19 protein-coding genes and 1 pseudogene are annotated in these 18,002 nt (G+C 66.6%); 9 read left to right on the top strand and 11 right to left on the bottom strand.

What is annotated here, in order from left to right:
- Nucleotides 1-257 precede the first annotated feature (257 nt).
- Complete coding sequence (locus A5777_RS16275) at nucleotides 258-1,067, top strand: alpha/beta fold hydrolase (RefSeq protein WP_005204815.1); 810 nt, start codon at nucleotides 258-260, stop codon at nucleotides 1,065-1,067.
- On the opposite strand, the gene A5777_RS16270 is transcribed toward A5777_RS16275, so the two are convergent.
- The 6 genes from A5777_RS16270 to A5777_RS16245 form a co-directional block, all read right to left on the bottom strand.
- On the bottom strand, nucleotides 1,038-2,633 hold the full coding sequence (locus tag A5777_RS16270) for a carboxylesterase/lipase family protein (RefSeq protein WP_064863439.1): 1,596 nt from the start codon (nucleotides 2,631-2,633) through the stop codon (nucleotides 1,038-1,040). The two genes, A5777_RS16275 and A5777_RS16270, sit on opposite strands and share 30 nt — an antisense overlap.
- Before the next feature lie 67 nt (nucleotides 2,634-2,700).
- On the bottom strand, nucleotides 2,701-3,654 hold the full coding sequence (gene rlmB / locus A5777_RS16265) for a 23S rRNA (guanosine(2251)-2'-O)-methyltransferase RlmB (RefSeq protein WP_064863438.1): 954 nt from the start codon (nucleotides 3,652-3,654) through the stop codon (nucleotides 2,701-2,703).
- Between the two features lie 27 nt (nucleotides 3,655-3,681).
- Entirely contained in the window at nucleotides 3,682-5,070 is a 1,389-nt protein-coding gene (cysS, locus tag A5777_RS16260) for a cysteine--tRNA ligase (RefSeq protein ID WP_064863437.1), read from the bottom strand.
- 11 nt (nucleotides 5,071-5,081) lie between these two features.
- Nucleotides 5,082-5,591, bottom strand: coding sequence for a 2-C-methyl-D-erythritol 2,4-cyclodiphosphate synthase (gene ispF / locus A5777_RS16255; RefSeq protein WP_064863436.1), 510 nt, complete (start codon nucleotides 5,589-5,591; stop codon nucleotides 5,082-5,084).
- A 64-nt stretch (nucleotides 5,592-5,655) separates the two neighbouring features.
- Nucleotides 5,656-6,351 (bottom strand): 2-C-methyl-D-erythritol 4-phosphate cytidylyltransferase, encoded by a 696-nt coding sequence (gene ispD / locus A5777_RS16250; RefSeq protein ID WP_197502399.1) that lies wholly within the window; start codon nucleotides 6,349-6,351, stop codon nucleotides 5,656-5,658.
- A 22-nt stretch (nucleotides 6,352-6,373) separates the two neighbouring features.
- The gene (locus A5777_RS16245) at nucleotides 6,374-6,862 is read right to left on the bottom strand and encodes a CarD family transcriptional regulator (RefSeq protein ID WP_005204805.1); all 489 of its coding nucleotides are present in this window, start codon (nucleotides 6,860-6,862) and stop codon (nucleotides 6,374-6,376) included.
- A gap of 426 nt (nucleotides 6,863-7,288) precedes the next feature.
- On the opposite strand from A5777_RS16245, the gene A5777_RS16240 reads away from it, so the two are divergent.
- The gene (locus A5777_RS16240) at nucleotides 7,289-7,921 is read left to right on the top strand and encodes a hypothetical protein (protein ID WP_064863435.1); all 633 of its coding nucleotides are present in this window, start codon (nucleotides 7,289-7,291) and stop codon (nucleotides 7,919-7,921) included.
- Between the two features lie 168 nt (nucleotides 7,922-8,089).
- Nucleotides 8,090-9,469 carry a DNA repair protein RadA gene (radA, locus tag A5777_RS16235; RefSeq protein WP_039855138.1) on the top strand — a complete coding sequence of 460 codons (1,380 nt, stop codon included), beginning with the start codon at nucleotides 8,090-8,092 and terminating at the stop codon, nucleotides 9,467-9,469.
- A 20-nt stretch (nucleotides 9,470-9,489) separates the two neighbouring features.
- Here the strand turns inward: radA and A5777_RS16230 are convergent, their stop codons facing one another.
- Entirely contained in the window at nucleotides 9,490-10,038 is a 549-nt protein-coding gene (locus A5777_RS16230; RefSeq protein WP_005204798.1) for a PaaI family thioesterase, read from the bottom strand.
- Between the two features lie 66 nt (nucleotides 10,039-10,104).
- Here A5777_RS16230 and disA point away from each other — a divergent pair, with 66 nt between their 5' ends.
- The 3 genes from disA (at nucleotide 10,105) to A5777_RS16215 (ending at nucleotide 12,967) form a co-directional block, all read left to right on the top strand.
- Complete coding sequence (disA, locus tag A5777_RS16225) at nucleotides 10,105-11,205, top strand: DNA integrity scanning diadenylate cyclase DisA (protein ID WP_064863434.1); 1,101 nt, start codon at nucleotides 10,105-10,107, stop codon at nucleotides 11,203-11,205.
- Nucleotides 11,206-11,270: 65 nt separating this feature from the next.
- Nucleotides 11,271-12,344: a DNA polymerase III subunit beta family protein gene (locus A5777_RS16220; RefSeq protein WP_231895093.1), complete on the top strand. Its 1,074-nt coding sequence runs from the start codon at nucleotides 11,271-11,273 to the stop codon at nucleotides 12,342-12,344.
- Between the two features lie 20 nt (nucleotides 12,345-12,364).
- Nucleotides 12,365-12,967, top strand: coding sequence for a hypothetical protein (locus tag A5777_RS16215; protein WP_005204792.1), 603 nt, complete (start codon nucleotides 12,365-12,367; stop codon nucleotides 12,965-12,967).
- Here A5777_RS16215 and A5777_RS16210 read toward each other — a convergent pair.
- Together A5777_RS16210 and A5777_RS16205 are read right to left on the bottom strand one after the other, a co-directional pair.
- A complete protein-coding gene (locus tag A5777_RS16210) occupies nucleotides 12,892-13,641 on the bottom strand; it encodes a hypothetical protein (RefSeq protein ID WP_064863433.1) in 750 nt (249 codons plus the stop codon). The two genes, A5777_RS16215 and A5777_RS16210, sit on opposite strands and share 76 nt — an antisense overlap.
- Nucleotides 13,642-13,771: 130 nt before the next feature.
- A complete protein-coding gene (locus A5777_RS16205; protein WP_005204789.1) occupies nucleotides 13,772-14,497 on the bottom strand; it encodes a carbonic anhydrase in 726 nt (241 codons plus the stop codon).
- Between A5777_RS16205 and A5777_RS16200 the strand changes: the two genes are divergently transcribed.
- Complete coding sequence (locus A5777_RS16200) at nucleotides 14,496-15,389, top strand: A/G-specific adenine glycosylase (RefSeq protein ID WP_039855136.1); 894 nt, start codon at nucleotides 14,496-14,498, stop codon at nucleotides 15,387-15,389. The two genes, A5777_RS16205 and A5777_RS16200, sit on opposite strands and share 2 nt — an antisense overlap.
- A gap of 103 nt (nucleotides 15,390-15,492) precedes the next feature.
- On the top strand, nucleotides 15,493-16,596 hold the full coding sequence (locus A5777_RS16195) for a hypothetical protein (protein WP_064863432.1): 1,104 nt from the start codon (nucleotides 15,493-15,495) through the stop codon (nucleotides 16,594-16,596).
- A gap of 4 nt (nucleotides 16,597-16,600) precedes the next feature.
- Here the strand turns inward: A5777_RS16195 and A5777_RS16190 are convergent, their stop codons facing one another.
- On the bottom strand, nucleotides 16,601-17,446 hold the full coding sequence (locus tag A5777_RS16190) for an alpha/beta fold hydrolase (RefSeq protein WP_156529401.1): 846 nt from the start codon (nucleotides 17,444-17,446) through the stop codon (nucleotides 16,601-16,603).
- Nucleotides 17,447-17,496: 50 nt separating this feature from the next.
- On the opposite strand from A5777_RS16190, the gene A5777_RS16185 reads away from it, so the two are divergent.
- Nucleotides 17,497-17,805, top strand: a complete 309-nt coding sequence (locus tag A5777_RS16185; RefSeq protein ID WP_064863430.1) for an antibiotic biosynthesis monooxygenase family protein — start codon at nucleotides 17,497-17,499, stop codon at nucleotides 17,803-17,805.
- Nucleotides 17,806-17,814: 9 nt separating this feature from the next.
- Here A5777_RS16185 and A5777_RS25505 read toward each other — a convergent pair.
- Nucleotides 17,815-18,002: pseudogene (locus tag A5777_RS25505) on the bottom strand (hypothetical protein); the annotation flags it as partial.

The raw sequence follows: 18,002 nt of genomic DNA, 5'->3' as shown, positions 1-18,002 counted from the left end.
ACGGGAACTCCACCTGTCTCGCCTGAATAATCTTGCCGGAAGCACTTGCACGTTCGACGCTAATGCTGCTCTGATCTGGCTGTCAACGAACGCATATCAGCGTGTCAGCGTCGGGACCGGCGACCTGCAGCATGTGTGCCGCCGTTGCAGTTTCGAGGCCTTTCCGTGTCCAAACCCCCCGCAGCTTCTGGAAGCATGGGCCGCATGTTCAACGGCAGTTGTCGCCGCCTGGGAGGGTTGGCCGGAGAATCGAGCGGATGATCGACACGCACTTCCGCAACGTCCCGCCGAGTGTGGGTGACCGCGTCGACGGGGGCACATTCGTCGACATCAACGGCGATCTGCTGTGGCATTTTCAAGGTGGCGACCCGATGGGTCCGCCCACCGTGCTCCTGCACGGCTCGTTCTCGTCGGCGTCGAGCTGGGGCGCACAGTTCGGCGATTTCACCGACGCAGGCCTGCGCCTGTTCGTGCCCGAGCGCAGCGGCCACGGCCACAGTCCCGACTATCCCCGCCCCTACACGTTCGCGTCGATGGCCGACCAGGTCATCGCCTACCTGGAGAACGTCGTGCGCTGCCCCGCGAACATCGTCGGCTGGAGTGACGGTGGCGTGATCGCGTTGATGATCGCGCAACGTCGGCCCGACCTCGTCGCCAGAATCGTGATGACGGGTAGCTACGTCAATCGTCGCGGACTCACGGTTTCCGCACTGACCGACCGCTTCGACGAGGACGACGAGGGAGTCGTCGCGTGCCTACGGGACAGCTTTTTGCACGACGACGCGGAATCCGACGTCGTCTTCGACAAGACCGTCGCGATGCTGCGCTTCGAGCCGGATTTCGAGAGCACCGACTTCGCGTCGGTGGCAGCCCCGACCCTCGTCATCGCCGCTGACTGCGGCATCGTGCGTGTCGAGCACGCCGTCGACCTTGCCGCGACCCTGCCGAAAGGACGGCTCGCCGTCCTCCCCGGAACGCACATCCTGCCGCTGGAGTCGCCGCACCTGTTCAACCCGCTGGTGCTGACCTACCTGGCGTCAGATCCCCCGAGCAGCGTCGAACTCTGACTCGATCAGGCCATCGTCGACGATCAGGCCGGTCCCCCGATGCCACGCGAGTCTGCGTTCGCCGTCGGGATCGGCTTCGACGTGATCGCTCCGGTCGATGACCAGGATCTCGCGGTCGTCCTCGAAGTAGCGCGGCCAGTCGTCGCCGGGGACGCCGGTGCGCGCGAAGGCTCCCCACCTCGACTGCACGTCGGCGGTCACACGCGCCACGGCACGCCAGTCCCCGACGCTCAGCGGTGCACCGAGAGCCGAGCGGTAGGCACCGAACACCGCGAACAGTTCGGTCGCGTGCGTCGCTCCGACGCCGAGCTTGTCGAGCACCTTGGTGAAGAAGTCGTAGCGGTAGGTGTAGGTCGGCGCGACCCGACTGTGCCCGTCGGCGTAGGCCACCGCTGGGGCCCAGAAGGTCGCGTCGGCCGACAGTCTCAGCCGTTCGCCCGGACCCGCATAGAGCGCGGAGATCTGCTCGCGGGCACCCTCGTCCTCGACGCGCAGGAGCATGCGCTCGGCGTCGGGAAGCATGTTCCACAGCTTCTCGAAGAGTTTGCCCTCGTCCCGGTTGCCGCCGACGATCAGCGGAACCGCATGTGTTTCGCCTGCTCGCGCCGCGTCGACCGGTAGTTTCGGCAGCAGCGCGCTGCCCGCGACGGGTGCGAACGGTACCGGTTCCGGGGTCTGCGCCCTGGAGGCGAAGCGCATCAGCCGATTGCTCGCCCGGAAGATCTCCTCGGTGCTCGCGCCGTCGAGGAGTGCGCGCGCAGCGACGGGATCGATCGGGTCACCGCGGTCGTCGAGGTCTGCGCTGCGACGCTCCGGGTCGCGCAGCAGGCGCAGGAACTCGTCGGCGAACGTTGTCGCGCTCGGCTTGCTCACGACGAGTTCGGGTGCGGGGCTCTCGGCGATCGCGCGCGCGAACAAACCCTTGGCTTCCGGCGTCGCGAGCAGCGTCAGCACCGCCGATCCGCCCGCACTCTCGCCGAACACCGTCGTGTTGTCCGGGTCGCCGCCGAATGCCGCGATGTTGCGCTGTACCCAGCGCAGCGCGGCGAGCATGTCCGACAGGCCCGGGTTCTCGTCGAAGGTGCGATCCGGCGTCGAATACCCGCTGAAATCGAGCATCCCGAACGCCCCGAAGCGGTACTGCACGGTGACGACGACGACGTCCTGCGTGCGTGCGAGCGCCGAGCCGTCGTAGAGCGGAGTCGCCGCGGTGCCGAGGATGTATGCGCCGCCGTGGATGAAGACCATCACCGGGCGCGGCGTCGACGACTGCTCCTCGGGAGAGAAGACGTTGAGTGTCAGGCAGTCTTCGCTGGTCGGGGCGTAGCGGCCGGGACCGGTCGCTGTGAATCGACGTTCCTGAACGGCGGCATTGCCGAATGCCGTGCAGTCGCGCACGCCGGGCCACGGCGCCACCGGCTGTGCGTCACGGAAGCGGCCCTCACCGACGGGAGGAGCCGCAAACGGGATGCCCTTCCAGCTGATGGTTCCGCGTCGAGCGCGCCTTCCCCTGCGGCCCCCGACCAATCCGTCGGTCGTGGTCACGATGGTGTCGATCAACGTCATTGCCCCAACCTAACGAACGTCGGGAGACCACGGTCACACAGGTCCGATGCGATGCGCGCTGTCGGGGCTACTGCTGACGGCGCTGGCGCGCGAACTCGGCGAGAACCACACCAGCGGCGACCGACGCATTGAGGCTTTCGACGTCGCCCGCCATCGGAATCGAGAGGATCGAGTCGCACGTCTCGCGCACGAGCCGCGACAACCCCTTGCCCTCCGAGCCCACGACGATCACGGTCGGCCCGGTGCCGTCGTAGTCGTCGAGCGTCACGTCGCCCTCGGTGTCGAGGCCGACGATCTGCGCGCCGGTCTCGGCCCATTCCTTGAGCGTGCGGGTCAGATTCGGGGCCTGCGCGACCGGCAGCCGCGCGGCCGCGCCTGCACTGGTTCGCCACGCGACCGCGGTGACACTCGCGCTGCGGCGCGCCGGAATCAACACGCCGTGCCCACCGAACGCGGCGACCGAGCGGATCACCGCGCCGAGATTGCGCGGGTCGGTGATGTTGTCGAGCGCTACCAGCAGCGGCGGGGTGCCCGACTCCATGGCATCGCGCATGAGGTCGTCGGGGTGCGCGTACTGGTACTCGGGCACCTGCAGCGCGATGCCCTGATGCAGTCCATTCGCCGACATGCGGTCGAGTTCTGGCTTGCCGACCTCGAGGATCGCGATGCCCTTGTCCGCTGCGAGTTTCACCGATTCGGCGACGCGCTCGTCGGGTTCGCTGTTGACCGCGATGTAGAGGGCCGTCGCGGGAACGCCCGCGCGCAGACACTCCAGTACCGGGTTGCGGCCGAGCACGTACTCGGGGCCGTCGTCTTTGCGGCGCGGATTGGGCCGTCCCGCAACGCTTTTCCCGGCAGCCTTCGCCTTCTTGTGCGCGGCATGGTACGGACGGTCGACGGCCTTGGGTGTCGCGCCACGGCCTTCGAGACCGCGTCGACGCTGCCCACCGGAGCCGACGGTTTGCCCCTTCTTACTGCCCGATTTGCGCACTGCGCCACGGCGTTTGGAGTTTCCGGCCATCGTTGTCGTCCCGTCCGCTTGAATTGCTTACTTGCCCTTGAGCGCCCAGGTGGGGCCGTCTGGGGTGTCGGTGACCTCGATACCGGCCTCCGACATGCGATCTCGCACAGCGTCGGCCGTCGCCCAGTCCTTGTCGGCACGCGCCTGTGCGCGCCGACCGAGTTCCGCGTGCACCAGTACGTCGAGCGCCGACATCGCATCGGTCTCGTCGGAGCCTTCCAACCAATGCTCGTCGAGAGGGTCGACGCCGAGCACACCCATCATCGCGCGCACCGACTCTGCCGCGGCAAGCGCGGCGGCACCGTCGCCCGCTTCGAGAGCGGTGTTGCCCTCGCGCACGACGTTGTGGATCGTCGCCAACGCGGCGGGCACGCCGAGATCGTCGTCGAGCGCCGCGGCGAAGTCGGGGTGCACCTGTCCGACGGCCACCTGCCCCACGCGCGAAACAACCCGTCCCACAAAGGATTCGATACGCCGATATCCCGCAGCAGCCTCGGTGAGCGCGCCGTCGGAGTACTCGAGCATCGACCGATAGTGCGCACTACCGAGGTAATAGCGCAGTTCGACGGCCCGTACGCGCTGCAGCATCGCCGGGATGGATACGACGTTGCCGAGCGACTTGCTCATCTTCTCGCCACCCATGGTCACCCAGCCGTTGTGCAGCCAGTACCGGGCGAACGGATCGCCCGCGCCGTGCGCCTGCGCGATCTCGTTCTCGTGGTGCGGGAAGATCAAATCCATTCCACCGCAATGGATGTCGAACTCGGGACCGAGCAACGACGTCGCCATCGCCGAGCATTCGAGATGCCAGCCGGGCCGTCCCGGACCCCACGGCGTCGGCCACGACGGCTCGCCTGGTTTCGCGGCCTTCCAGAGGGTGAAGTCCTGCGGGTTGCGTTTGCCGGTGCCCGCACTCTCGCCCTGGTGCATGTCGTCGAGCTTCTGTCCCGACAGCGCGCCGTAATCGGGGAGGCTCCGGACGTCGAAGTAGACATTGCCGTCCGACGCGTAGGCGTGTCCGCGCGCGATGAGTCGCTCCATGTACTCGACCATCTGCGTCACGAAGCCGGTCGCGCGCGGTTCGGCCGACGGCGGCTGCACCCCGAGTGCGTCGTACGCCTTCGAGAACTCGCGCTCGTGCGTCGCGGCCCACTCCCACCACGGCCGCTCCGCTTCGGCGGCCTTGCGCAGGATCTTGTCGTCGATGTCGGTGACGTTGCGGACGAACAGGACGTCGTCTCCCTTGTACTCCAGCCAGCGGCGCAGCACGTCGAATGCGATGCCGCTGCGCACGTGACCGATGTGGGGAACGCCCTGCACCGTTGCGCCACACAGATAGATCGTCACTCGGCCGGGGTGCAGCGACACGAAGTCGCGCACCTCTCGAGCAGCGGTGTCATGTAGGCGCAAGGTCACGACGTGCGATTCTACCGGTCGCCCCGCGTGGGCTCCGCCCCGGTGAGCAGGGTCGGAACCGCCTCGGTCACCAGCGCCGTCGCCACCGCAGCCACTCCCTCGCCGCGGCCGGTCATCCCGAGACCGTCGGTTGTCGTCGCCGACACCGACACCGGGGCGCCGAGTGCGTCGCCGAGGACCTGCTGCGCTTCCGCACGTCGCGTACCGATCTTGGGTGTGTTCCCGATCACCTGCACAGCGGCGTTGACCACGACGAACCCGTCGTCGGCGAGCAATTGGGAGACGTGCGCAAGCATCGTGACGCCCGACACCCCGTCCCATTCGGGCCGTCCGGTACCGAATACGGAGCCGACGTCGCCGAGCCCTGCCGCCGACAGCAGGGCGTCGCACAGCGCGTGCGCACCGACGTCGCCGTCGGAATGCCCGGCACATCCGGGCGTGTCGGGAAAGAACAGCCCGACCATCCAACACGGAACGGTCGGGTCGAGTGCGTGGGCGTCGGTGCCGATGCCGACTCTCATCGAGGAACTCCTGCAGTCATCGGGCGTCGTTTCATCGAGCACCGTCTTGTCACCGTGCGCGATCTCATCGTGCGACCTCTTGCACCAGATCGCGCGCGATGCGTAGGTCCCACGGCGTGGTGATCTTGAAGGCCAGCGGGTCGCCCGCGACGACGTGGACGTCGATGCCGATGCGCTCGGCGAGTCCGGCGTCGTCGGTGGCGAGGCCGGAGTCGTCTGCGTGCGCTGCGATCAGCGCGTCGCGGGTGAAACCCTGTGGCGTCTGGATGGCGCGAAGTGGTTCGCGGTCGACGGTGTCGAGGACCCGGCCAGAAGCGTCGACGCGTTTGAGTGTGTCGGCCACCGGCAGTCCGGGCACCACAGCGCGATGGCCGGCGAGTACGGCATCGACGACCGCACGAAAAACGCGGGGAGGTGTGAACGGCCTCGCGGCGTCGTGCACGAGCACGATGTCGGCGTTGCCACTCACAGCAATACCGGCACGCACCGATTCGGAACGGTGCGCACCACCGGGCACAACAACTGCCGACGGGACGAGCGCTGCAGCATGCTCGACCAGATCTGCGGGAACGACCACGACGACCTCGGCGTTGATGTCAGCGTCGAGAACGCCGTCGACACAACGCTCGAGGATCGTCGATCCGCCGAGGTCGACGAATGCCTTGGGCTGGTCGAGTCCGAGTCGGGTACCCGAACCAGCCGCAGGGATGATGACGCTGGTCAACGGTCCGCCGAATATCGGCTTGGTCCCTTGGGCCACGTCGATCAGTAGCCGGTCGGCGTCAAGACGCCGCGGCCAGCACCTCGTCGAGGATGCTGGTGGCCCTCTCGTCGTCGGTGTTCTGTGCGAGCGAGAGCTCGTCGACCAACACGCGACGGGCGCGGGTCAGCATGCGCTTCTCGCCAGCGGACAAGCCACGATCCTGCTCGCGGCGCCACAGGTCGCGCACGATCTCGGCGACCTTGATGATGTCGCCGGAGATCAGCTTCTCCTGATTGGCCTTGAAACGGCGGGCCCAGTTGGTGGGCTCCTCGGTGTGGGGCGCCCGCAGCACCTGGAACACCTGGTCGAGTCCCTCTTCGCCGACGACGTCACGGACGCCGACATACTCGAGCTTCGTCGAGGGAATCTGGACTGTCATATCACCATCGGCAACCTTCAGAACGAGGTATTCGATCTGCTCACCTTTGATGGTCCGGGTAACGATGTCTTCGACCCGGGCAGCACCGTGATGGGGGTAGACAACGGTGTCGCCAACTTTGAAATTCAATGTTCCGTGCCCCTTTCGAGTAGGCCCAGTCTAGCACGGGGGTCATTTGGGTCACATCCAACGGTGCAGGTCAAGGCACTACTACTAGGCCGGGAGCCCCCGACTTTCACCGTTGCAGCAGGTGAGCGGGTGAGGCCATAACAGCCTCGACGACAACGCGCAAGGGCTCGCTCCACAGCCTCTTGCGAGAGGGTTTTCGACCCCGCCTGCCCGCGTTCGAGGCACGCGAAATTCGGCTCGCAGATACCAATCCGGTACCCCGTCGGGCTTTTGGCACGCCCGCCCACTACGCTGCGTAGTGCAGGGTTCGCGCCAAGCGATTTCGGCCTTTCGATTACCTGGGAGGAACGGGTGTCTGTGTCATCGCAGAATGAGGCAACTCGGAGTGGGACAACTCGGAGTGAGTCGAGCCATCCGACTCGTCGTGTGCGTCGGTTCGCCGAAGCCACAGCCATCGCAGCAGTCGGAATCGCGATCGCGTTCGGGACGACCGGCTGTGGCGCCGGACAGATCTCGCAGACGTCGAATCAGCTGCCCGCCGTCAACGGCAACAACGCCAACCTCGGCAGCATCGAACTGCGCGACGTGCAGATCGTCTACCCCACGCAGAACGCTGCGTCGGTCTTCGACAACGGCGGCCCCTTCGAGCTGTCCTGGGTGATCGCCAACCAGAGCGAGATCGACACCTACCGGCTCACCAACGTGACTGCCGAGCAGGGCACGGTCACCCTCAAGGACCGCTACGACCTCCAGCCGGGCAAGGCGCTGCGCGCAGGCGAACCCGCCGCCCTCGTCAAGGATTCGAGCATCACCGACGAGAAGCGCATGTCCGCGACTCTCGACGGCACCGGAAAGTCCGTCGCTGTCGGGCTGACCACCAAGCTGACCTTCACCTTCGAGAAGGTCGCCGCCAACGGCTCCACCTCCCCGGTCGGCTCGGTCACCGTCGACACTCCCGTCGACTCCGGCACGCTGCTCACCCGCCAGGACAAGGTCCGCGAGGCCGAGGCACCGGCCGACGAGCACGCCGAAGACGCACCGAACGTCCTGCCCAACTGACTCCTTTCGCAGCTCCGCTCGCGTTGGCCGCGGTTCACGCTCACCGGCTTCCTTCCGGCTTATCGAATTCAATAAGCGGGAGGGAAATGGGTGAGCGTCACGGCCCCTCCCGACACATCCCGGTCGGCATGCCGAGACGTGTCGGTGGCCTGACCTAGGCTCAGATTCGTGGCAAAACCCAAGTCGACGTTCCGCTGTTCCGCGTGCGGCCATTCCGTCGCGAAGTGGGTGGGGCGCTGTCCAGAGTGCGGCGAGTGGGGCACCGTCGACGAGGTGGCCGCACTTCCCGCCGCGACCGCCGCGCACAGCGCTGTCGCGCCGTCGAGTCCGGCTGTTCCGATCACCCAGGTCGACGCGGCGTCGTCGAACGCAATCCCCACGGGCATAGCCGAATTCGATCGTGTTCTCGGGCGCGGCGTCGTGCCCGGATCGGTGATTCTGCTCGCGGGCGAGCCGGGCGTCGGAAAGTCGACGCTGCTTCTCGAAACGGTCAAGCATTGGGCACGCGGCGGGCGTATCGCGCTGTACCTCACCGGCGAGGAGTCGGCAGGGCAGGTCCGGTTGCGCGCCGAACGTACCGACGCGGTTCACGAAAACGTCTATCTCGCAGCCGAAACCGACCTCGCCACGGTCCTCGGCCACGTCGACGCCGTCCGCCCGTCACTACTCGTGATCGACTCGGTGCAGACCATGGTCGCGACCGGAACCGACGGCGTGACGGGCGGTGTCACGCAGATCAGGGCTGTCACAACGGCACTCGTCTCGCTGGCCAAGAATCGCGGGATCGCGGTCATCCTCGTCGGGCATGTCACCAAGGACGGCAACGTCGCCGGACCGCGCTCACTCGAGCATCTCGTCGACGTCGTGCTGTCGTTCGAGGGCGACCGCCACACGTCGTTGCGTATGGTGCGTGGCATCAAGAACCGGTTCGGCTCCGCCGACGAGGTCGGCTGCTTCGAGCAGCGCTCCGACGGCATCCATCAGGTCTCCGACCCGTCGGGAATCTTTGTCCACCAACATGATTCGGATGTGAGCGGATCGTCGTCGATCGTCGCGATGGACGGCAAGCGCGCGCTCGTCGGCGAGATCCAGGCGCTGCTCGCCGAGTCCAAGATGGCCAACCCACGGCGGGCGGTGTCCGGTCTGGATTCCGCACGCTCCGCGATGGTCCTCGCCGTGCTGCAGGGTCGGGCAGGGTTGCCGCTGGGCGAGAAGGAGATCTATCTGTCGACGGTCGGCGGGATGAAGGTCACCGAGCCCGCCGCCGACCTCGGTATCGCGCTCGCGGTGAACTCCTTCGTCACGAACAAGCCGACGCCGCGCACCACCGTCGCGATCGGCGAGGTGGGCCTGGCCGGAGAGGTTCGTCGGGTCTCGGCGGTCGGACGTCGGGTTGCCGAGGCCAAACGGTTGGGCTTCACGCACGCGATCATCCCCGCGGGCTCCGACGACCCGCTACCCAAGGGCATCCGGGTGACGCGAGTGTCGGGTATTTCCGACGCCATCAGCGCGGTCACGATCAGAGATGTGTCCCGCGCACCGTTCTGAGGCTCACGGAGTATTCGACATCACGGGCGCGACATGCGCTGCTTGTACTCGTCGGCCATCGCGCTGTTCTCGACGTGCTCGGCGAAGTGCTGCCGTGCGTCGATGGTCACAAAGATGCTGTGGCCGACGACGACCGGCTGCGAGGGGTCGCCGAGATGGCCGACGGCCTCGACGTAGACCTTGCGACGCTGCCTACCGAGGATGTCGGCCCGCAGGTACAGCGTCGAACCGATCGGGACCGGGGCGACGAAGTCGACCTCGAGGTGCACCGTGACAGCGGACGGTCCGATCAGCAGCGGGACGGTCCCCATCACCTCGTCCATCGCCGTCGACAGGATGCCCCCGTGGATCACACCGGGGCCGCCCTCGAATCGCGGCTCGACAAGCATCGACGTCTCGACAGCGAACCCGTCGGCCGCGCGCACCTCGAGATGCAGTCCCTGCGTTGACTCGGCGCCACAGCCGAAGCACAGCGGATTGTGCATGCGGATCGGCTCCCCAGGTGCAGCCGCTTTCGGGTGGCGTTGCAGCGGGTCGAGGTCGGTGGGCACCACGAAGTCACGTTTCACGTGCGGTTACCCTAGTCTGCGACGGACCGTGACCTTCACTCGCGGCCGCGAGAAGGGACGCAAGCCATGAGCGACACCGCGCGAACCGAGCCTGGAACACGCTCGGAACTGATGCGTGAGACGCTCGCTCGCGTCGCGCCGGGGACCGGACTTCGGGACGGGCTCGAGCGCATCCTGCGCGGCGGCACCGGTGCGCTCATCGTCATCGGACACGACTCCAACGTCGAGAAGATCTGCGACGGCGGGTTCCACCTCGACGTCGAGTTCGCCCCGACACGTCTACGCGAACTGGCCAAGATGGACGGGGCCGTGGTGCTGTCCACCGACGGTAAGCGGATCGTGCGCGCCAACGTCCAACTCGTGCCCGACCCGTCGATTCCGACAGAGGAGTCGGGCACGAGGCACCGGTCGGCCGAGCGCACAGCGATCCAGACCGGGCATCCGGTCATCTCGGTGAGTGCGTCGATGTCGATCGTCAGCGTCTACGTCGACGGACTCCGCAAGGTGGTCGAGAGCCCCGACCCGATCCTCTCGCGCGCCAACGTCGCGCTCTCGACGCTCGAACGCTACAAGGCGCGGCTCGATGACGTCAGCGCTGCGCTGTCGCGCGCCGAGATCGAAGATTACGTACTGCTCCGCGACGCGATGTCGACAGCCCAACGCATGGAGATGGTGCGTCGGGTCTCGGCCGAAATCGACGACTACGTCCTGGAACTCGGCGTCAACGGCCGACAAGTCAGCCTGCAGCTCGAAGAGCTCATCGCCGAGAACGACACGATGCGTGAACTGCTGGTCCGCGACTACTACGCCAGCCCGGAGCCCGCGACCACCGAAGAGGTACGCGGTTGCATCGAGGCGATCGAAGCGCTGTCCGACGCCGACCTCCTCGATCTTTCCCTCCTCGCGGGCGCATTCGGTTACCCGACGACGATCGAGGCGCAGGACACCGCGATGAGTCCTCGCGGCTACCGCCTTCTCGCGGGCATCTCGCGCTTGCAGTTCGCACACATCGACCGCCTCGTGCGCAGCTTCGGGACGCTGCAGGCGCTTCTCGCGTCGTCGGCCGCAGACCTGCAAGCCATCGAAGGCATCGGCGGCATCTGGGCCAGGCATATCCGTGAAGGACTGTCGCGGCTCGCGGAAACCAGCATCGAGCGGTTCGACTAGCCGATCTGCTCGCCCCCCTCGAGCCGCCTTGACCTTCGAGTGGGTCGAGACCCGATGATGTTCGAGTGACTGACACGGAGCGTGTGACCGACACGGAACTGATGTCGATCGGCGCGTTCGCCGAGCTCGCCGGAATCACGACCAGTGCGCTGCGGTTCTACGACGACGCCGACGTGCTCCGCCCCCACCGCGTCGACCCGGCGTCTGGGTATCGGTTCTACAGCAGGTCGCAGTTGACGCGCGCCACGCGGCTGCGCGGGCTCCGTGCAATCGGGATGCCCCTGCCGACAATCAATCGGTTCTTCGAGGCGACCGCCGAGCAGGCCACGAAGCTCATCGACGAGCAGGTTGCCAAGGTCAACGCTGAGGCCGACGAGATCGCCCGTGCCGCAACAACTCTCAAAGCTTCGCTCGACGATGCAGCCTGCCACCCACTCTGCACGGTCGCTGGCCCGGTCCTCGCTGCGGCAGTCCATCAAGTCTTGACCTCCACCGCCGACGACCCCGACTTCGCTGTCCTGCGCGGCGTACGCGTCGAGGTCGACGCCGACGGAATCTCGCTGACCGCAACCGATCGCTATCGGCTGACCACCCGAACCTTGGTGGGGAGCCGACTGCCGACGGCGGACCACCCCTGGGCGGCGACCGTCGCCGGCGAAGACCTCGCGGCGTCGACCTCCCTGCTGCGCCGCAGTCCGTCAGTGACGCTTGACGCCTGCGCCACGACCCTCGATTTACGCGCGGCCGACGGCAACGCGACACAGTGCCGCCTGCTGACCGCAGACTTCCCCGATCGCTCGGCATTACTCGACTCTCTCGCCCCTCCGACGCATCGCGTCACCGTCGGGACCCGACAGTTCCTGAAAGCCCTGGAGCGAGCATCGGAGAAGGTCGGTCTGCGTGTCGCCGACGGCCGGGCCATCCTGCTCCTGCCCGACGAATCCACACGACTCGACGGCACGTCGACGGGCCACGACATCACAATCTGGTTCGAGCTGACCACCCTGTACCCGGCGCTGAGCAACGCACTCGGCAGCGACGTGATCCTCGACCTTCGCTCTACCGATCAGCCGGCCACCGTTCGCTCAGCAGACGACGGCGACCTCACGACGCTCGTCATGCCCTGCAGGCCCAACTGACCCCCGAACCGAAGGAGCGCATGGACACGATGGACGCAACCACCACAACCGACCCGACGATGGATGCGATCAGCAAAGCCGTCGCCCTCGGGCACACGGGTGACGCGGCGTCGGCGCAGCGCGATCTACTCGAGATCTGGGACCGCATCGGTGCCGCGGGCGATCCGTTCCACCGCTGCACCCTGGCTCACTACCTGGCCGACCTCTACGACAATCCCGCGCAAGCCTTGGTCTGGGACATCCGCGCGCTCGACGCCGCTGCAGCACTCACCGATGAGCGCACCGGGCAACATCACGACGGACTTCGTGTCGCAGGCTTCTACCCGAGCCTGCACCTCAACATCGCCGACGATCTCCGCCGCCTGAGCGCATTCGACGCCGCGGCCGAGCACATTCGCACCGCAGAGCGGCACGCGGCAGCGCTGTCCGACGATGCCTACGGTGACATGATCCGCACGGCCATCGTTGAGGTCGGTGCGGCCATCGAGAGCAGGGATACCGATCCCAGAGCGTCGGCACTGGCGTCGCCGGCTGAACCCGCAGGACGCTACTGCTGCGCCGGCGCCACGACGTTGAACGTGATCGGCGCCGATTCCTTCTCGCCCATCTTGCCGATCGCCTGATACGACCCGACCGGCACCTGGACGCGCGGCTTGTCGCAGCCGGGGTTGCTCGTCGTACCCGACCAGGTGATGGTGTCCGTGGCTTGCTGCTTCGGTTGCAGCACGACGTTGTTCACGTCTTTCAGCGGCGAGCAATCCTGCGCCGACCACAGCGTGCGCGTGCCGTCGAGTGTCCTCACCACAACATTCTGCGCGGCCTTCCCGACGTCGCGGGTGCACGCGGTCAGACCCGCGTTGGTGGTGACGATCGTGAACACCGGCTGATCGCCGACCGTGTAGGTCGGCTTGTCGGTGTAGAGCACCACGGCGATGTTCTGGTCGGGGCACAGCGGAGTCCCGTTCACCCCCGTCGCGGGAGCCGGGACGTCTCCGGAAGCCTGCGACGCTCCCGGCTGACCGGACACGCCCGCAGCATTGTTTCCGCCGCTACCGCCGCCACCGTTGCCTGCCCCACCGGACGGGGCTTCCGACGACTCCGACGATCCGTACGCGGGCGTCGTCGTTGTCGAGATCGACGACGACGACGCGGCGTTCGACGGCGACTTGTCGCCTCCGGAGGTGGTCCACACGATCAAACCGATGACCAGGGCAAGCACGGCCACACCGACACCACCGGCGACGATACGACGACGCCAATAGATCTCAGATGGCAACGGGCCCTGCGGTTCGATCACGCATCCACGCTAACGGCCACGTTCTATACGACGGCTGACCCGAAGCGGCGTGTCGCTGAGAAAAACGCGCCTGACCGGCGCAAAGTCTAAAGGTTGACTTCAGCTGCGTGATCCGCGAGCCGCGTGAGCGTCACGCAGACGCGGCCTCGTCGACAGCTGGAGACACTTCATGTGCGACAGCTGGAGACGCTTCGTGTGCGCCCTTGTGGCCATTTCCAGCAGTATCGATCTCGACGTAGCTCTGGCCGATGTCGCCGTAGGCACCCTGCAACTGAACGGCTCCCTCATTGAGCGCGTACGTCAGTCCGACGATGGCCAGCTTTCCGTTGGCCACCCGATCGGCGATGATCCGACTGCGCTGCATCAGCAAGCGGCCGGTTTCGACGACGTGTCGCGCCTCGAACTCGTCGACCCTGGTCAGCCCCTCGCTGCGACCCGCGAGGATGCTCGGCGTGACGCGTTCGACCACGTCGCGGATGTAGCCACCGGGAATCTGCAGGTCGTCGAGAGCGTCGAGCGTCGCCTTGACCGCTCCACAGCTGTCGTGACCGAGGATCACGACGAGCGGCACCTCGAGCACCTCCGCGGCGTACTCGAGTGAGCCCATCACCGCCGAGTCCACAACGTGGCCCGCAGTGCGAACCACGAACATGTCGCCGAGACCCTGGTCGAAGATGATCTCCGCCGCCAGTCGCGAGTCGGCGCAGCCGAACAACACGACGTGGGGGTGCTGGCCTGCGACGAGACGCGCGCGGTCCTCGATACCCTGACTGGGATGCTCAGACTCTCCGTTGATGAAGCGCCGGTTACCTTCGCGCAGAACGTCCCACGCCTGTTTCGGGGTCAATCCGATCATGTCGTTTAGTCTGCCACCTCAAGTGCTGCTGGGCTGGTTCGACGCCAATGAGCGCGACCTGCCATGGCGCGAACCAGGGCTTTCGGGCTGGCAGATTCTCATCAGCGAGATCATGCTCCAGCAGACACCCGTGGCCCGCGTCGTCGAACCGTGGCGTGCGTGGGTCCGACGCTGGCCCGTCCCATCGGCGATGGCAGCCGCGTCGCCCGGCGACGTCCTGCGGGCGTGGGGAAAGCTCGGCTATCCGCGTCGTGCACTGCGCCTTCACGAATGCGCGCGGGTGCTCGCCGCCGATCACGACGACAGGGTCCCCGACGACGTCGCGACGATGCTCACTCTGCCGGGCATCGGCGACTACACCGCCCGGGCAGTCGCCTGTTTCGCCTACGGCCAGTCGGTTCCCGTCGTCGACACCAACGTCCGGCGCGTTCTCGCGCGTGCTGTCCACGGGCGTGCCGAACCCGGCAATCCGTCGAAGAGAGATCTCGCCGACGCCGAGGCCGTGCTGCCCCGCGATCCCGACGGCTCCTATGCGTCGTCGACGCCGCGTTTCAGCGCCGCACTGATGGAGCTCGGCGCCCTGGTCTGCACGGCGCGGAACCCCGACTGCGCGCGGTGCCCGCTGTCGTGCGCGTGGGTCGAGGCGGGCAAACCCGCCCACACCGGCCCGCCCAAGCGCGTGCAGAAGTTCGCGGGTACCGACCGTCAGGTCCGCGGACTGCTACTCGACGTTCTGCGCGGCACCGAGGGGCCGGTCGTCCGCGACCGACTCGACATCGTCTGGACAACCGACACAGCACAGCGTGACCGGGCTCTCGACTCACTTCTCGTCGACGGCCTGGTCGAAATCACCTCGGACGGCCGCTTCTGCCTGGCAGGCGAGGCGGGCTGAGCACACCCCTCGCCCAAGCGGCAGATCAGCCGGACCACGACACGGCCAGCAATATGTCGTTCGTACTCTTCAACTGAGCCCCAAGGGTTGCTAGCTTTGCCTGATGACTGAGCCGCCGAACGAATCGACGCCTTCCGAATCCAACCCGAATGAGCCATACGGGACGAACCCCACGCCGGGCCAACCCCAGTACGGACAACCCCAGTATGGCCAACCCGCACCCGGCCAACCTCAATACGGGCAACCCGACCTCAGCAAGCCCTCGACCGGCCAGCCCCCGACCGGTCAACCCCAGTACGGGCAGCCGCCGACCGGCCAGCCCCAGTACGGGCAACCCCAGTACGGGCAGCCCCAGTACGGGCAGCCTCAGTACGGGCAGCCCCAGTACGGGCAACCGCAGCCGGGTTCGGTTCCCCCCGGCAGTACGCCGCCTCCCGGCCAGTTCGGTGCCGCTCCGGGTTACCCCGCTGCCCCGGCACCCGGCGCTCCGGGCACCCCGTTCAGCGTCGGCGAAAGCTTCAGTTGGGCGTGGAGGCAGTTCAAGGCCAACCCCGGCCCGATGATTCTGCCCGGCGTGATCATGGCTCTCGTAGCACTTGTGTTCTGGTCATTGGTCGTTTGGGGTTCGTCGCTCTACACGACCACCACCACCGAAACACTCGGCGGCTCCGAATACGGCGGCACCAGCTACAGCTACGAGTCCACGTCGATCAGCTCCGGAGGACTCGCTGCATTCATCGCCATCTACATCATCGGGCTTCTGATCCTGCTGTACATCGAAGCAGCGATTCTCTCCGGCGCGGTACGTGTGGCCAACGGAGAATCCGTCGACGCCAAATCGTTCCTGGTGCCCATCCGCTTCGGCCCCGTCATCGGCACAGCAATCCTCGTCGGACTCATCACCGGCGTCGCCTCCCTGTGCATCGGTATCGGCGGCCTCATCGCGGGATTCCTCCTGCAGTTCGCTGTCCTCGCGACGATCAGTGAGGGCAAATCGCCCGGCGACGCCATCACTCGTTCGTTCAGGGTCACCACCAACAGGATCGGCGACTCGATCCTGACCCTGATCATCGTGTGGCTCACCAACCTCGTGGGCGCCCTGATCTGCGGCATCGGCCTGATCGTGTCGGCACCGCTCGCCGCGCTGTTCCAGGTACACGCGTTCCGTCGCATCGTCAACGAGCCGATCGCGCCACCCGCTCCCTGAGCGCTTACCGATACGGCAACGCAGAGAGAAACGCTTCGACGGCGCCCCGGAAGACCTCCGGGGCGTCGTCGTGTATAAGGTGACCTGCGCCGTTGACCTGGATGTGAGCGGAGTGGTCGTTGATCGACGCCATCTTCCGCATCTGTCCCTCGGGCGTCACGGTGTGCTCGGCTTCGATCAGCAGACTCGGCACCGGAACGCTGCGCCACTGATCCCAGAAGTCGCGCTGACCCCACTCCTGCGCGATCGCAGCCCAGGTTGCGAGCTGACCGTGCAACGCGCCGTCGTCGAAGGCCTCGTAGAAATACCGTCCCGCGACGTCGCCGAACATCTGCCTGGCATGTCCGAGTGAGCTGAATCGGTCCGGCCACGAGTCGAACCAGGGCGTCCACTCCGCGGTGGTGCGGCCACGGAAGTCCGGCGCCATGTCTTCGACGACGAGCGCGCTGACCAGTTCTGGGTACTCCGCGGCGGCGCACCACGCATGCAGCGCGCCCATCGAATGCCCAACCAGCACAGCGGGTCCGAGATCGATCCAGGTGAGGATCTCGGCGAGGTCGGCGACGAATCGTTCGGTCGAGACCTCCGCGGGATCGGAGATGAGCGCGGCGTCGGCTCCGGTGTGAAACGCGGCGTCGAACGTGAACACCCGGCCATACCTACGTAGCCAGGGGATCTGGCGCCGCCAGGTGCGGCCACGCCCCATGAGTCCGTGGAGTAGCACGATCGGCCCAACACCGAGCGTGTCCGTCGACTGCTGTGCATCGAGGCCCCGGTCCGGACCGCCGTGATCGAGCAGGCCCGTCTCTGCCGTCACATACCCCGCCTCGGGCGTCGAATATGCAGTCACAGTGAATGAGGTTAATCCGACGCACGGACATTCCGAACTAGGCTGAGGACATGACTGTTGTGAAGATCAACGCGATCCATGTCCCCGAGGGCTCAGGGCCCGAACTCGAGAAGCGCTTCGCACACCGCGCGCACTCGGTCGACGGCTCGAAAGGCTTCCTGGGATTCCAGCTGCTGCGGCCGGTCAAGGGCGACGACCGCTACTTCGTCGTCACGCAGTGGGAGACCGAAGAGGATTTCCAGGCATGGGCTGCCGGTCCCGCGCGCGAGGCTCATTCGGGTGAGCGCGCAAAACCCGTCGCCAGCGGCGCAGACCTTCTCGAGTTCGAGGTCGTTCTCGACGCGAAACCCGCTGCCTGACAATCCCTTTCACACCGGATAGACCATTGCCCACACGGAGAGTGTGAACATGAGCGCACAACCCATGTTCCCGCTCGGCACAGCGCTGCTGCCGGGTGAGGTGCTTCCGCTGCGGATCTTCGAACCGCGCGCGATGAGAACGACACCGAAACGTGGCGGGCCGTCGGCGACGGCGAGGCAGTCGTCGAGCATCGTTC

The sequence above is a fragment of the Gordonia sp. 852002-10350_SCH5691597 genome, assembly GCF_001665715.1.
Taxonomy (GTDB): domain Bacteria; phylum Actinomycetota; class Actinomycetes; order Mycobacteriales; family Mycobacteriaceae; genus Gordonia; species Gordonia sputi.
This window is presented reverse-complemented; position numbering and strand designations above follow the sequence as displayed.